We start from the raw sequence: 14,841 nt of genomic DNA, 5'->3' as shown, positions 1-14,841 counted from the left end.
GAGGAAGGAGAGATCGGATCGTGAAGAAAAAGGTGATCCTGTCCATCGCGTTGAGTCTGTTGGTTTCCTGTTTCGTGGCCCTGCCCGCCCTGGCGGCGAACAAGCCCATGAAGGTGGCCCTGGTGCTGGCGGGCTTCCTGGGGGACAAATCCTTCAACGATTCCGCCTACGAGGGGCTCCAGAAGGCCAAGAAGGACTTCGGCATCGAACTGAAGGTCCTGGAGTCCAAGAACCCTGCGGACTGGGAATCCAACCTCCTGTCCATGGCCTCCGCCAACTACGACCTCATCGTGGGGGCCAGCACGCAGATCGCGGAGCTGGTGAAGAAGCACGCCGGGGAGTTCCCCAAGGTGAAGTTCGGGGTCATCGACGGCGCCGTGAAGGCTCCCAACGTGCAGTCCATCGTCTTCGCCCAGAACGAGGGTTCCTTCCTGGCGGGGGCCGCCGCGGCCCTGTTCACCACCCACAAGGAGATCCCCGGGGTGAACGACAAGAAGATCATCGGCTGGGTGGGAGGCATGGACATCCCGGTGCTCCAGGACTTCCTGGTGGGGTACAAGCAGGGGGCCAAGCACATCGACCCGTCGGTGAAGGTGCTGGTCTCCTTCGCCGGGACCTTCAACGATCCCCTGAAGGGCAAGGAGCTGACCCTGGCGCAGTTCGACCAGGGGGCGGACATCGTCATGAACGTGGCCTCCAACACGGGCAACGGGGTGCTCGAGGCGGCCAACGAGAAGGGCAAGTACGCCATCGGCGTGGACCTGAACCAGGACGCCATCTACCCCGGGCACATCCTCACCTCCATGCTGAAGAGGGTGGATCGGGCCAGCTACCAGCTCGTCCAGGACGTGCAGAAGAACACCTTCAAGGGCAACAAGGTGGTGGAGATGGGCATCGCCTCCGGCGGCGTGGGCCTCACGGACATGTCGGTGATGAAGAAGGCCCTGGGAGACAAGTTCCCTGCGGACATCCTCAAGAAGATCCAGCAGCTCACGGAGGACGTGAAGTCCGGCAAGATCAAGGTGGAAGCCTACAAGGGCTTCCAGCGCGACTAGCGACCGACGGTTCGGCGGGGGGTCCGGATGCGGGCTCCCCGCCGGAGGCGGCGTCATCACGGCCCCCGGGGACGGGGGATGGAGGAAGACGAGGTGTCTTGCGGTGGCAGAACCCATCGTGACGATGCGGGACATCGTCAAGGAATTCCCCGGGGTCCGGGCGGTAGACCACGGCCAGTTCGACCTCCGTCCCGGGGAGGTGCATGCCCTCATCGGGGAGAACGGGGCGGGCAAGTCCACCCTGATGAAGATCCTCTACGGCCTCTACGCCCCGGAGGAGGGACAGATCCGGGTGCGGGAGGAGGCCTTCCCCTTCCAGACCCCCGGGGAGGCCATCCGCCGGGGCATCGGCATGGTGCACCAGGAGTTCATGCTGGCCCCCCAGCTCACGGTGTTGGAGAACATCATCCTGGGCTTCGAACCCCAAAGGCGGGGGTGCATCGATTTCCGGGCGGCGGAAGAGCGGGTGCGGCGCTTCGTGGAGGACTACGGCCTCCACATCCAGCTCCGCAAGAAGGTGAACGACATCTCCGTGGGGGAAGCCCAGCGGGTGGAGATCATCAAGGCCCTCTACCGGGGGGCCCAGATCCTTATCCTCGACGAGCCCACGGCGGTGCTCACCCCCCAGGAGGCCTCGGGGCTCTTCCGGATCCTCCGGACCCTCACAGACGACGGGAAGTCCATCGTCTTCATCTCCCACAAGCTCCGGGAGGTCATGGAGGCAGGGGATCGGGTGACGGTGATGCGTCAGGGGCGCCACGTGGCCACGGTGGACCGGAGCGGCGTCACCATCCCCGAGCTGGCCCGGCTGATGGTGGGACGGGAGGTCTTCCTGGGGGTGCAGCGGTCTTCCCGGAAGGCCGCCGGGGAGGCGGTGCTCCAGGTGGAGGACCTGTACGTCCCCAGCGATAAGGAGCTTTCCAAGATCCGGGGGGTCTCCCTGGAGGTGCGGCGCGGGGAGGTCCTGGGCCTGGCGGGGGTGGACGGCAACGGCCAGAGCGAGCTGGTGGAGGCCATCGCGGGGCTGCGTCCCGTGGAGCGGGGCAGGGTACGCCTGGCGGGTCGGGAGGTGCAGAACCGCTCCCCCCTGGAGGTGCGACGCCTGGGCCTGGCCCACATCCCGGAGGACCGAAACGCCCGGGGCCTGAATCGGGCCATGACGGTGGAGGAGAACCTGGCGGGGCTGGCCTTCCGGCGCACCCCCCTTTCCCGGGGCCTGGCTCTGCTGGGGAAGGCCCTCCGGCGCTTCGCCCTCTCCCTCATCGAGGCCTTCGACATCCGCCCTCCCCGTCCCCAGGCTCCGGCCAGCGGCTACTCCGGAGGGAACGCCCAGAAGATCGTGGTGGCCCGGGAGATCGACGCGGGGGCGGAGGTTCTCCTGGCGGCCCAGCCTACCCGGGGGGTGGACATCGGGTCCATCGAGAACATCCGAAAGGAGCTGGTTCGGGTGCGGGACGGGGGCGCGGGGATCCTGCTGGTCTCCGCGGACCTGGAGGAGATCCTGTCCCTGTCGGATCGCATCGCGGTGCTCTACGAGGGGCGCATCACCGGCGTCCTGGACGCGGAGGAGGCGGACGAGGAGACCCTGGGGTGCCTCATGACGGGAGGTGCGGTCCATGCGTAGGTGGTCCGCCCTGGCGAACAGCCTCCTCACCGTCCTGGCGGCCCTGGGAGCCGGGGCCCTGGCCATGGCCGTCATGGGGCACAGCCCCCTGGAGGCCTATACGGAGCTGTTCCGGGGAGCCTTCGTGGGGAAGTTCAACCTGGGGGGAACCCTGGAGCGCTTCGTCCCCCTGCTGCTCACCGCCCTGGCCTTCGCCGTCTCCTCCAAGGTAGCGGTGTTCAACGTGGGGGTGGAGGGGGAACTCTACCTGGGTGCCATCGCGGCGGCCTGGGCGGGGGTGGCCTTCGGCGGGATGCCCTCGTCCCTGCACATCTCCCTGTGCCTGGCCCTGGCCATGGGGGTGGGGGCGGCCTGGGCGGCGGTGCCCGGGGCGCTCAAGGCCTACTACGACGTCAACGAGGTGTGCACCACCATCCTGGCCAACTACGTGGCGGTGTTCCTCACTTCCTACCTGGTGAACCATCCCCTCGCTTCCGGCCTGGGGGCTCCCCAGACCGCCCCGGTGGCTCAGTCCGCCCGGCTCTTTCGACTGCTTCCCCCCAGTCAGGCCAACGCAGGGCTGTTCATCGCTCTGGCGACCCTGGTGCTCGTCTACTGGGTGGTGCACCACAGCACCCTGGGCTACCGGATGCGGGCGGTGGGGGAAAACAGGGGGTACGCGGCCCACGTGGGCATCCGCCCCGAGCCCGTGATGGTGTGGGGCATGGCGGCCAGCGGTGCCCTGGGAGGCATGGCCGGGGCCATCCAGGTCCTGGGGGTCTTCGGCTACTTCGTGGACAACTTCTCCCCGGGCATCGCCTTCGACGGGATGCTGGCGGCCCTCATCGCCCGCAACGACATCCGGCTGGTTCCCGTGCTGGCCTTCTTCCTGGCGGCCCTGAAGGCGGGGGCCCTGGGGATGGAGCGGTTCACCGGGATCCCCAAGGCCCTGGTGGACGCCATCATCGCCGTGTTCATCCTGCTGGCGGCCATGGAGGGGCTCTTCCTCCTGCGGCGCCGGGTCCGAAAGGAGGCGTAGGGCCATGTGGCAGACCTTCCTGGAGAACTTCTCCCTGGTGATGGACTACACCCAGGTGCACTCCACCATCCGATCCTCCATGCCCATCCTCTACGCCACCATGGCCTGCATCCTCACCCAGCAGGCGGACATCCTCAACGTGGGGGTGGAGGGCATCATGCTCTGCGGGGCCTTCACCGCCGTGGCGGTGAGCTACTTCTCCGGAAGCTGGGTGCTGGCCCTCCTGGCGGCGGTGGTGGTGGGGGTGGTCATGGCGGCGGTGATGGCGGTGGCCCACCTGCGCTACAAGGCGGACATCTTCGTGGTGGGCATGGGGGTGAACATGCTGGCCCTGGCCCTCACCCGGCTGCTCCTGGACCGGCTGCTCCACGCCTCCGGGTCCTTCCTGGACAAGGGGATCGTCCCCATGCCCCGGATCCACCTGACCTTCCTGGAGGGAAACGAGGTGCTCTCGAGCCTCTTCAGCGACTACTCCCTCTTCGAGCCCCTGGGGCTGCTGCTGGTGCTCTTTCTCCAGTGGCTCCTGTACCGCACCGTGTGGGGCCTGCGGCTTCGAAGCGTGGGGCTCCACCCCCTGGCGGCGGCTACGGCGGGGATCTCCGTGTTTCGCCGCAAGTTCGAGGTGATGCTCTACTCCGGTGTGCTGGGGGGCGTGGCGGGGGCGTACCTGTCCCTGGGCTATTCCCGCATGTTCGCGGAGAACATGACCAACGGCCGTGGCTTCATGGGGGTGGCGGCCATGTTCTTCGGCGGGGGAGATCCCCTGCGCAGCGCCCTGGGGTGCTTCATCTTCGGCTTCACCGACTCGGTGGGGGCGAGGCTCCAGTCCCTGGGCTTCCCCTCCCAGTTCATCCTCATGATCCCCTACGTGGCCACCATCGCGGTGCTGGCGGCGGCCATGATCCGCAAGGACTGGGCCCGGAAGCGGGCCCGCAGCGCCCTGACCGGGGCGGACGAAGGAGGGAAGGCATGACGAACCGGCGCGAGAAGATCATCCTGGACATGGACCCGGGGCACGACGACGCGGTGGCCCTGATGCTGGCCCGGATCCACCCCCGCATCGACCTGCGGGGGGTGACGGTGGTGGCGGGGAACCAGACCCTGGAGAAGACCGCCCGCAACGCCCTGAACGTGGCCACCGCCGTGGGGCTGAAGGGGGTCCCCGTGGCGGCGGGGATGAGCCGTCCCCTGGTGCGGGAGCAGGTCATCGCCGACGACATCCACGGGGTCACGGGGCTGGACGGGCCGGTCTTCGGGGAGCCCGAGGTGGCCCTGGACCCGAGGCACGGGGTGGACCTGATCATCGACCTCCTCATGGCCTCGGACGGGGACATCACCCTGGTCCCCACGGGACCCCTGACCAACGTGGCGGTGGCCCTGCGCAAGGAGCCCCGCATCGCCGAGCGGATCCGGCGCATCGTCCTCATGGGAGGGGCCTACCAGCTGGGGAACATCACCCCTGCGGCGGAGTTCAACATCTACGCGGACCCCGAGGCGGCCCACGTGGTCTTCACCTGCGGTCGTCCCATCGTGATGATGGGTCTGGACCTCACCCGCCAGGCCCTGTGCACCCGTCCGGTGGTCCAGCGGATCCGGGCCCTGGGGAACCCCGTGGCGGTCCTCTTCGCGGAACTCATGGAGTTCTTCACCAAGACCCAGAAGGAGGTCTTCGGCTGGGAGGCTCCCCCCCTGCACGACCCCACCACCGTGGCCTGGGTGGCGGATCCCACCCTCTTCGAGACCAAACCCATGCACGTGGAGGTGGAGCTGCGGGGGGAGAAGACCTACGGACGTACCTGCTGCGACTTCTACGGCATCACGGGAAACGGGGCCAACGCGGAGGTTGCGGTGAAGCTGGATGTCCCGCGGTTCTGGGACTTTGTGACGGAGACCCTGGCCCTCTACTCATGAGCCTGCCCGAGGCGGTGCGGGGGGCGCTGCGGCGCACCCTGGCGGAGCGCCGGGAGGAGTATCTGGCCCGCCTGACGGATCTGGTGGCCCGGGATACCCGGGTGCTGGACCACGGGGTGGGAGGAGGCCGGGAGGCGGCGGGACAGGAGTACTTGGAGGAGCTTCTGACCCGCATGGGGGCCCGGGTGGAGCGGGAACCCCTGGAGGAGGAGGCGATCCGGGAGGGGATGCGTCTGCACGGGGAGGGCAACCCGGGGCACGACCTGACGGATCGGTGGAACCTCTCCGCCCTCTTCCCGGGGGGCAACGGTCCTTCCCTGCTCTTCGACGGGCACGTGGACACCATGCCCCCGGACGGCTGGACCCGGGACCCCCTGACCCCCTCGGTGGAGGGGGGGCGCCTCTACGGCCTGGGGGCCTGCGACATGAAGGGGGGGCTCATGGCCGCCTGCATGGCCGTGAAGCTCCTCAAGGATACGGGCATCCCCCTGCCCGGAGACGTGAAGATCCTCTCCGTGGCGGACGAGGAGGGGGGAGGCAACGGCACCCTCTGCGCCCTGATGCGGGGGCACCGGGCGGAGGGGGCTTTGGTCTGCGAGCCCACCTCCGGGGCCCTCACCGTGGCCCACATGGGGTTCCTGTTCTTCCGGGTGACCGTGTCGGGGGTGAGCCTCCATTCCGGGGAGAAGTGGAAAGGGGTCAATGCCATCGAGAAGGCGGTCCTCCTGATGGAGGCCCTTCGGGACCTGGAGCACCGATGGCTTCTGGAACACCGACGTCCCCTGCTGCCGCCCCCCAACATCAACGTGGGGGTCATCGAGGGGGGCACGGCGGGCTCCACGGTGCCGGACCGCTGTTCCTTCACCCTGTGCCTCCACTACCTCCCCGGCATGGATCGGGACGAGGTGGTGCGGGAGGTGGAGGAGGCCCTGATGCGTCGCTCCGCCGGGGACGCCTGGCTGGCGGACCACCCGCCCCGTTGGGAGATCACCCAGGAGGGGCGGCCCTTCGAGATGGACCGGAACCACCCCTTCGTGGAGATCCTTCGCTCCGCCGCCGCCGACGCCCTGGGGCAGGAGGTCCCCGTGGTGGGGTCCCCCGCGGGGAACGACGCGCGGCTTCTGCGCAACATCGGGGGCATGCCCACGGCCATCCTGGGGCCGGGTCCCCTGGAGAACTGCCACATGCCCGACGAGTGGCTGCCGGTGGAGGAGTACCTGGGGTGCATCCTCGCCTACGCCACCCTGATCCTGGAATGGGGAGGTCGAACGGAATGAAGAGGATCCTGCTTGCGGGAGAGTCCTGGATGAAGCACACCATCCACGTGAAGGGTTTCGACAGCTTCACCACCAGCGAATACGAGGAGGGGGCGGCCTGGCTTCTGGAGGCCTTCCGACAGGGGGGGCACGAGGTGACCTTCCTGCCCAACCACCAGGCCCCGGAGCGCTTCCCCGCCACGGGGGAGGAACTGGGGCGCTACGACGCGGTGTTCCTCTCCGACATCGGCTCCAACACCCTGCTGCTGGCGCCGGACACCTTCAACCGCAGCCGTCCCACCCCGGACCGGTGCGCCGCCCTGCGGGACTGGGTGCTGGAGGGTGGCTCCCTCTGCATGGTGGGGGGGTACATGTCCTTCTCGGGCATCGACGCCAAGGCCCGCTACGGCGCCACCGCCCTGGCGGAGGTGCTGCCCGTGGAGTGCCTGACCACGGACGACCGGGTGGAGATCCCCCAGGGGACGGTGCCCACGGTGCGGATGCCCCACCACGCGGTCTTCCAGGGCATGGACGGGGAATGGCCCTTCTTCCTGGGGTACAACCGCACCCTCCCCCGGGAGGGGAGCGAGGTGCTGGCCTCGGTGGGGGAGGACCCCTTCGTGGCCCTTCGGGTCTGCGGCAAAGGGCGGACCGCCGCCTTCGCCTCGGATTGCGCTCCTCACTGGGGTCCCGAGGGCTTCGTCACCTGGAGGCACTACCCCACCTTCTGGAACAACCTGGTCCGCTGGATGACCGCCTAGGTCTCCACCGGGTGGAAGAGAGCCGAGGCCGGGAGGGGCGGCAAGACCGCTCTCTTCCGGCCCGTTTTCTCGGAAAGGAGAGAGGACCATGGCGGAGACGGGAAAGGCCGCCCAGGAACTGCAGCCCTGTCTGGTCGCCTGGCGGCGGCGGCTGCACACCCTGGCGGAGGTGGGGATGGACCTGCCCCGCACCAAGGCGTTCCTGGAGGATGCCCTGAAGGAGATGGGGCTGGTGCCCCGACACCTGGGGGCGGGGTTGGCGGTGGACCTGACGGGGGAGAAGCCCGGGAAGGCCCTGGCGATCCGGTCGGATATGGATGCCCTGCCCCTTCGGGAGGAGACGGGGCTTCCCTTCGCCTGCCCCGACGAGGCGGTGCACGCCTGCGGGCACGACGCCCACATGGCCATGCTCCTGGGGGCGGCGGCGCTCCTGGCGGAGCGACGTGAGGCCCTGTCGGGCACGGTGCGCTTCCTCTTCCAGCCCGGGGAGGAACAAGGAAGGGGGGCGGCGAACCTCATCGCCGCAGGGGCCCTCTGGGGGATGGACGGAATCTGCGGCCTCCACGTGGGGCGTCTCTTCCCCGAGCTGGGCAGCGGTCAGGTGGGGGTGCGAAGCGGCACCGCCATGGCCAGCATGGACCGGTTCGAGGTGCTCCTGCGGGGCAAGGCAACCCACGGGGCCTTGCCCCATCAGGGCATCGACCCCATCGTCATGGCGGGGGAGTTCGTGGGGGCCCTCCAGACCCTGGTGAGCCGGGAGATCCCTGCCGTCCGTCCCGCGGTGGTCTCCCTGGGGCGCATCCAGGGGGGGAGCGCCTTCAACATCATCCCAGGCGAGGTGCGCCTGGAGGGGACCTTCCGGGCCGTCACCCCGGAGGACCGGGAGTTCCTGGCCCGACGGGTGGAGGAGCTGGCCCGGGGGGTGGCGGCCCTCCACGGCGGGGAGGCGGAGGTGCTCTGGGAGAAGGGGGCGCCGCCGGTGGTGAACCGCCGGGGCTTCACGGAGGCCTTCCGGCGCAGCGCCGGGAAGATCCTGCCCCCGGAGGACCTGGTGGACCTGGAGGCCCCCACCCTGGTGGGGGAGGACATGGCCCTCTATCTGGAGCGGCTCCCCGGCACCTTCTTCTTCCTGGGGGGGGGCGAGGGGGCCCCGCACCACCACCCCCAATTCGACCTGGACGAGGAGGTCCTGTGGAGGGGCACCGCCCTCTTCGTGCGCTTCGCCCTGGACTTCTGCTCCGGCGCGGAAGTCCCCTGAGCCCCGAGGGAGCGGTGAAGAGGGTTGCGCGGGTCCCGACACGGCCAACCTTCCCTCCAGGACCGTACGTTACGGGACTGATGTCTTTTCGTAACCGAGCCGTGCAGGGAAGGGGGCTATAAGAGGGCAAACCATTTCTTGAGGAGGTCGTTCGGCATGGTGCGCTGGCTTCGTTCGATCCGGACCCTGAGGGTCCTTTGGGGGTTGGCTGCGCTGGGGATGGCCTTGGGGTGTATCGCCCCCTCCGCCCCGGCATCGGCAGCGGGAGAGAACCCCAAGTACGTCTTCCTGTTCATCGGCGACGGCATGGGGATGCCGCAGATCAACGCGGCGGAGATCTACCTGAAGTCCCATCCCGGGCAGGCGGGCAGCCCCACCATCCAGAAGCTGGCCCTGAGCAGCCTGCCGGTGCAGGGAATGTGCACCACCTACTCCGCCAACTCCTTCATCACCGACTCCGCCCCCGCCGCCACCAGCCTGGCCTCGGGCTTCAAGACGGACAACGGGATCATCGGCATGGACCCTCCCAAGAAGAAGCGTTTCGTCCCGGTGAGCCGCATGGCCAAGGAAAAGGGGCGTCGGGTGGGGGTGGTCTCCAGCGCCTCCATCGACCACGCCACCCCTGCGGCGTTCTACGCCTCCGTTCCCTCCCGGAAGGACTACTACGACATCTCCCGACAGCTCGTGGACAGCGGCTTCGACTACTTCGCCGGGGGCGGCCTTCTCCAGCCCAAGGGGAAGAAGGGGGATCAGCCCAGCAGCATCGACTACGCCAAGGAAAAGGGTTACCGGTTCGTGGACTCCCGGGAGGAGTTTCTGAAGCTTCGTCCCGGCGTCGGGAAGGTCCTGGCCTTCGCGCCTCGTCGGGACGAGGATCAGGCTCTGCCCTACGCCCTGGACGGAGACGGAGGGGATGTCTCCCTGGCGGAGTTCACCGCCAAGGGCATCGAGCTGCTGGACAACCCCAAGGGGTTCTTCATGATGGTGGAGGGAGGCAAGATCGACTGGGCCTGCCACGCCAACGACGCCGCCGCGGCGGTGCGGGACACCCTGGCCTTCGACGAGGCGGTGCGGGTAGCCCGGAGCTTCGCCGCCCGGCACCCCAAGGAGACCCTCATCGTAGTGACGGGGGACCACGAGTGCGGCGGCATGACCATCGGCTTCGCCGGGACCCAGTACGAAACCTTCTTCGACAAGGTTCGCTTCCAGAAGGGGTCCTACCAGGCCTTCGACGCCAAGCTGGCGGCCTACCGGAAGTCCCACTCTCCCAAGGATGCCCGTCTGGCGGACCTGCTGCCCCTCATTGAGGCGGACTTCGGTCTGACGGTGCTGCCTCCGGGACGCAAGGCCGCTCTGGAGAAGATGGCCAAGGCGGGGGATCGGGACGCCAAGGGGCGCCTTGCCCTGGCCCTCACCCCGAGGGAACAGAAGCTCCTGGAGGAGTCCTTCGTCGCCAGCATGAACCCCGAGAGTCTCAAGAAGGGGGACGAGACGGCCTACCTGGTCTACGGGGGCTACGAACCCCTTTCCGTGACCCTGACCCACCTCCTCAACCAGAAGGCGGGCATCGGCTGGACCAGCTACTCCCACACGGGGATCCCCGTGCCGGTCTTCGCCGAGGGGGCGGGACAGAGCCTCTTCCAGGGCTACTACGACAACACGGACATCGCCCGCAGGCTCATGGGCCTCATGGGGCGCAGCCCCGTGGCCGTGGCCTCCCGCTAAGGTCCTCTTCGGTTCCCTCCGCCGCGGGGTGCCGGCTGTGCCGGGCCCTGCGGCGTCCTCGTTTCCTCCAAGGAGCGTGATTCCATGAAGCGGTTCGAAGGCTCTTCCCGGCGGCGGCATGTCCTGCTGGCCCTGTTGTTGGCGCTGCTTTCCCTGGGGCTCTGGTGGATGCCCACGGGGTTCGAACGCCCCGACCTGAACGCGGCCCCCCGGGCCCAGGCCCGGGTGCTGGAGACGGACGACTCCCGGGTCTTCCGGTTCGGTATCGTCCGGGAGGGGGTACAGGAGCTGCGTCTGCGGATTCTGGGGGGGCCCTTCCGGGGACAGGAGGTGGAGGCCTCCAACCAACTACAGGGGAAGATGGAGCTGGACAAGCTCTTCCGCCCGGGAGACCGGGTCCTGACGGTGCTGGACGTGGAGGGAGATCGCATCCTCCACGCCACGGCGGTGGACCACTACCGTCTGGACACGGAGGGGCTGCTCCTGGGGCTCTTCACCCTTCTCCTGGTGGCCTTTGCGGGGTGGACGGGGCTGTCGGCCCTGCTCTCCTTCGTCTTCTCGGTGCTGGTGATCTGGAAGGTCATGCTGCCGGGGTTCCTTCGGGGGTATGACCCCCTGGCGGTGGCGGTGGGGGTGGTGGTGCTCCTCACCGGGGCCATCATCTTCCTGGTGGCCGGGGTGGGACGCAAGGGGGTCACCGCCTTTCTGGGGGCGCTGGCGGGCCTGGGGCTTACCTGCCTCCTGTCGGTGCTCTTCGGGGGGGCCTTCCGCATCCACGGGGCGGTGAAACCCTTCGCGGAGACCCTGCTCTACTGCGGCTACCCCAACCTGGACCTGGGGCGGGTCTTCCTGAGCGGCATCTTCATCGCCTCATCCGGGGCGGTGATGGATCTGGCCATGGACATCGCAGCGGCGATGCACGAGCTTCGGGAGCGTCGCCCGGATCTCTCGATGCGCGAGGCGGTGGCGTCGGGCTTCGCCGTGGGGCGTTCGGTGATCGGTACCATGACCACCACCCTGCTTCTGGCCTACTCCGGGGGGTACAGCACCATGCTCCTGGTGTTCCTGGCCCAGGGGACTCCCGTGGTGAACGTGCTGAACCTCCAATACGTGGCGGCGGAGATCCTCCACACCCTGGTGGGCAGCTTCGGCCTCGTGGCGGTAGCCCCCCTCACGGCCCTCCTGGGGGGATGGGTCTATTTCCGACATCCCGCCGCATCTTGCCGCCGGACCCAGAGGGTCCCGGCGGGGGAGGAGTCCTGAGGGAGCCCCTCCCGAACCCCCCGGAAGACCACGTTCCTCCTGCCCTGGAGGGTGAAGGTGACGATCTTCAGGTACAGACCCGTCCCGTCGGGAGAGAAGACCAGCCTCAGGGGCAGGGGGGTCGCGGGATCCCTCCGGAAGAGAAGCCCCGAGAAATGGGTGCGCCGTCGGGTGACGGTGAAGGTGGCGCCTTCCAGGCGTCCCTCCAGGGTGTCGAAGCCCGCCGCCCGGATGCGGAGAAGCTCCTGGCGTCCCCGGGGCAGGGCCGTCCCGTCTCGCTCCGTCAGCCGGAAGGTCCCGGCGAGGCGTTCCAGTTCTCGCCGCTCCTCCGGGGAAAACCGGGAGGGATAGGGACCTTCCGCCAGGTGCCAGGCTCCCGCCACCCCCGCCACCAACGCCGCCGTCAGGGCCAGGGAGGCCCAGATGGCGCAGCGGGAGGAGGAGGGAGGAGGCAGGGATTCCTTCCGGGAAAGCCCGATCCCGCAGGAGACCAGGAAGAGAAAGGCGAAGAGCAGCGCGTCCAGGAAGTTGAAGCCCCCCCACCAGCCCCCGGAAAGGGAGCCCCGGTAGAGGTGAAGCACCATGCCCCCGGTCTGGCCCAGGGAGAAGAACCGCTCCCGAAGTCCCCCCTGGGCCATCTCGCCGATCCAGGTGAAGGGGGTGTCCGCCGGGGATCCGTGCAGGGCTCCCGCCGTCAGGAGCTGGGCGGCCAAATAGACCGCCGATCCTCCCAGTGCCAGGGCGAACCTCTGGCCGAAGCCCCAGAAGGTCGCCCCGTCCCCATCCCCCAGCCGTCCCGCACCGTAGCCCGCCGCACCTCCTGCGATCATTCCGGCCACGCCGATCCAGGCGGAGCCGTGGACCCGGATCCAGCCGAAGAAGATTCCCGTCAGGGTGCAGAGCAGCATCGCCGGGACCCAGCGCCGGGCCAGCCAAGCGGCGGGGGAAGCGGGGGGAGAGAACATGGCCTCACCTGCCTTCTTCGGGGTCTTGCATGCCATTGTATCGGAAGAAAAACAGGGCGTCTGCCGGGGTGCCCCCTTCCGGGCAAACGTTTTCCCTGCTAGGATACCTGATATAACAAAGGCTTTCTTGCGTAAAGAGAGGGTTTATTGCCGAAATGGATAGACTTTTCTTTTTAATGTAAGCAAACAAGGAGAGGGGCAGAGGTTTCATGATGACGGATCTTCTCGCGGCGTTGGCGGTGGTGCTCAACGGCATCCCCCAGGGGTTGCTGGCTCTGAGCTTCGGCTTCGCGGCCTTTCCCACGGCGGCGGCCTTCCTGGTAGGGGTGGTCGGCTCCCTGGCCTTCCATTCCGTGGCCACCATCTCCTTCCAGGCGGAGACCATCACCCTGGCGGGTACCATGGGGCAGAACGTGCGGGAGCGGCTGAGCCTGGTCTTCTGGGGGGGCGTGTTCCTCCTGATCCCCTCGATCCTGGGGATGAACGAAGCCATCGTGGCCTTCATCGGTCCCACCATCGTCACCTCCATGATGGCGGGGGTGGGGGTCATGCTGGCGGGGGTCTCCGTGGACCTGTACCGGTCGGAGAAGTTCTCCGGCGCCGCCTCCTTCCTGGTGGCCTTCGGGGTGTGGTTCCTCACCCAGGATCTGGCGAAGACCATCATCCTCTCGGTGCTGGCCTCCACGGGGGTGTACAACCTGCTCCGCTACGGTCTCAAGCGCCCCGTGGACGCCCCGGAGATCCACCTGGAGAACGAGCGCTTCCACGTGGGGAACATCGAGTGGCGTTTCTGGACGAACCGGCGGATCTTCCTGGGGGCGTTGGCCATGGGGTGTCTCAACATCGGGGCCAACATCAGCTTCGGCAAGATCACCGGCAGCATCGCCGGGGCAAACGCCAACATCGACCACCTGGCGGTGTACTCCTGCCTGGCGGACATGGCCTCCACCTTCCTGGGGGGCGGCCCCGTGGAAGCCATCATCTCCGGCACCGCCACGGCCCCCAACCCCCTGCGCTCCTCGGTGCTCATGATGGGAATCATGGCGGTCATCCTGCTCCTGCGCCTTCTGCCCACCATCGGGCGGTTCGTGCACCGCTCCTCCATCGCCGGGTTCCTCTTCGTTCTGGGGACCTTCGTCACCTTCGCGACCAACATCCAGGGGGCCATCGCCTCCGCCCCCGCAGCCCAGGGGCCCTTTGGCTTCTCCCCTTGGGGCATGGTGATCGGGGCCACGGTGCTGGTGACGGCCCGGTGGAACCCCTTCTACGGGCTCCTCGCCGGTCTGGGCATCAAGCTCTTCTTCTCCCTGTAGGAGGACCGACGGCATGAGCGAAACCCATTACACCCTGAAGGTGGCGGGAATCGAGCGGGAGCTGAAGAAGGTCCGGGTGGCTCCGGGTCTGGTCATCGCCTCCTTCGTGATGCTGGGGGACACGGAGCTGGTGGAGCGGTGCGCCGACGCCCTACTGCCCAAGATGCCTCGGGAGGAGCTGGATCTGCTGGTCTGTCTGGAGGCCAAGGGAATCCCCCTCACCCACGCCCTGGCCCGGAGGCTGAGCCTGGATTACGTGACGGTGCGCAAGTCCGTGAAGAGCTACATGGAGGACCCCCTGGTGGTGGAGGTGCGCTCCATCACCACCCAGGCCCCCCAGACCCTGGTGCTGGACGGGGTGGACCGGCGGCGTCTCCGGGGTCGGCGGGTGGGGGTGGTGGACGATGTGGTGTCCACCGGGGGCTCCCTGAAGGCGGTGGAAGCCCTGTTGTCCCAGGCGGAGGCCTCCGTGGTCTGCCGTGTGGCGGTGCTGCTGGAGGAGGGGGGCTACCACGGGGAAGACCTGCTCTATCTGGAGAAGCTCCCGGTCTTTCCCGAAGGGCGCTGAACCGGCCGTTCTTTAGCGGAACGCCAAGCCCCCGGTCGTCGGCAGCCTCCGACGACCGGGGGCTTGGCGTTGTCTCTCCCAAGACAGGACAGAGGGGTTGGTGTAGACTTCGTCAGAGAGGTAT

The 14,841-nt window shown here is 68.1% G+C and carries 13 protein-coding genes; 12 read left to right on the top strand and 1 reads right to left on the bottom strand.

Features of this window, described 5'->3' with window-relative positions; translation table 11 throughout:
• The first annotated feature begins 20 nt into the window (after positions 1-20).
• The 10 genes from APAU_RS08785 to APAU_RS08740 all read left to right on the top strand — a co-directional run bounded on the left by APAU_RS08785 (position 21) and on the right by APAU_RS08740 (position 11,871).
• The gene (locus tag APAU_RS08785; protein WP_006301379.1) at positions 21-1,055 is read left to right on the top strand and encodes a BMP family lipoprotein; all 1,035 of its coding nucleotides are present in this window, start codon (positions 21-23) and stop codon (positions 1,053-1,055) included.
• Between the two features lie 103 nt (positions 1,056-1,158).
• Positions 1,159-2,679 carry an ABC transporter ATP-binding protein gene (locus APAU_RS08780; RefSeq protein ID WP_006301377.1) on the top strand — a complete coding sequence of 507 codons (1,521 nt, stop codon included), beginning with the start codon at positions 1,159-1,161 and terminating at the stop codon, positions 2,677-2,679.
• Positions 2,672-3,697 (top strand): ABC transporter permease, encoded by a 1,026-nt coding sequence (locus APAU_RS08775; RefSeq protein WP_006301376.1) that lies wholly within the window; start codon positions 2,672-2,674, stop codon positions 3,695-3,697. Before APAU_RS08780 ends, APAU_RS08775 begins: the two co-directional genes overlap by 8 nt.
• A gap of 4 nt (positions 3,698-3,701) precedes the next feature.
• Complete coding sequence (locus tag APAU_RS08770; RefSeq protein WP_006301375.1) at positions 3,702-4,670, top strand: ABC transporter permease; 969 nt, start codon at positions 3,702-3,704, stop codon at positions 4,668-4,670.
• The gene (locus APAU_RS08765; RefSeq protein WP_006301374.1) at positions 4,667-5,608 is read left to right on the top strand and encodes a nucleoside hydrolase; all 942 of its coding nucleotides are present in this window, start codon (positions 4,667-4,669) and stop codon (positions 5,606-5,608) included. The genes APAU_RS08770 and APAU_RS08765 overlap by 4 nt, the downstream gene beginning before the upstream one ends.
• Positions 5,605-6,885, top strand: coding sequence for a M20 family metallopeptidase (locus APAU_RS08760; RefSeq protein WP_006301373.1), 1,281 nt, complete (start codon positions 5,605-5,607; stop codon positions 6,883-6,885). Before APAU_RS08765 ends, APAU_RS08760 begins: the two co-directional genes overlap by 4 nt.
• Complete coding sequence (locus APAU_RS08755; protein WP_006301372.1) at positions 6,882-7,625, top strand: glutamine amidotransferase; 744 nt, start codon at positions 6,882-6,884, stop codon at positions 7,623-7,625. The genes APAU_RS08760 and APAU_RS08755 overlap by 4 nt, the downstream gene beginning before the upstream one ends.
• A gap of 88 nt (positions 7,626-7,713) precedes the next feature.
• The gene (locus APAU_RS08750) at positions 7,714-8,883 is read left to right on the top strand and encodes a M20 metallopeptidase family protein (protein WP_006301371.1); all 1,170 of its coding nucleotides are present in this window, start codon (positions 7,714-7,716) and stop codon (positions 8,881-8,883) included.
• A gap of 156 nt (positions 8,884-9,039) precedes the next feature.
• The gene (locus APAU_RS08745) at positions 9,040-10,608 is read left to right on the top strand and encodes an alkaline phosphatase (protein ID WP_006301370.1); all 1,569 of its coding nucleotides are present in this window, start codon (positions 9,040-9,042) and stop codon (positions 10,606-10,608) included.
• Positions 10,609-10,692: 84 nt separating this feature from the next.
• The gene (locus APAU_RS08740) at positions 10,693-11,871 is read left to right on the top strand and encodes a YibE/F family protein (protein WP_006301369.1); all 1,179 of its coding nucleotides are present in this window, start codon (positions 10,693-10,695) and stop codon (positions 11,869-11,871) included.
• On the opposite strand, the gene APAU_RS08735 is transcribed toward APAU_RS08740, so the two are convergent.
• Entirely contained in the window at positions 11,805-12,836 is a 1,032-nt protein-coding gene (locus tag APAU_RS08735; protein WP_006301368.1) for a hypothetical protein, read from the bottom strand. The two genes, APAU_RS08740 and APAU_RS08735, sit on opposite strands and share 67 nt — an antisense overlap.
• A 212-nt stretch (positions 12,837-13,048) precedes the next feature.
• On the opposite strand from APAU_RS08735, the gene APAU_RS08730 reads away from it, so the two are divergent.
• Both APAU_RS08730 and APAU_RS08725 read left to right on the top strand, forming a co-directional pair.
• Positions 13,049-14,149 (top strand): hypothetical protein, encoded by a 1,101-nt coding sequence (locus APAU_RS08730; protein WP_006301367.1) that lies wholly within the window; start codon positions 13,049-13,051, stop codon positions 14,147-14,149.
• A 13-nt stretch (positions 14,150-14,162) separates the two neighbouring features.
• The gene (locus APAU_RS08725; protein ID WP_006301366.1) at positions 14,163-14,717 is read left to right on the top strand and encodes a phosphoribosyltransferase family protein; all 555 of its coding nucleotides are present in this window, start codon (positions 14,163-14,165) and stop codon (positions 14,715-14,717) included.
• Positions 14,718-14,841: the final 124 nt, after the last annotated feature.

Source organism: Aminomonas paucivorans DSM 12260 (assembly GCF_000165795.1).
GTDB lineage: Bacteria > Synergistota > Synergistia > Synergistales > Synergistaceae > Aminomonas > Aminomonas paucivorans.
The sequence above is the reverse complement of the archived record's forward strand: the minus strand, read 5'-3'. Positions and strand labels throughout refer to the sequence as shown.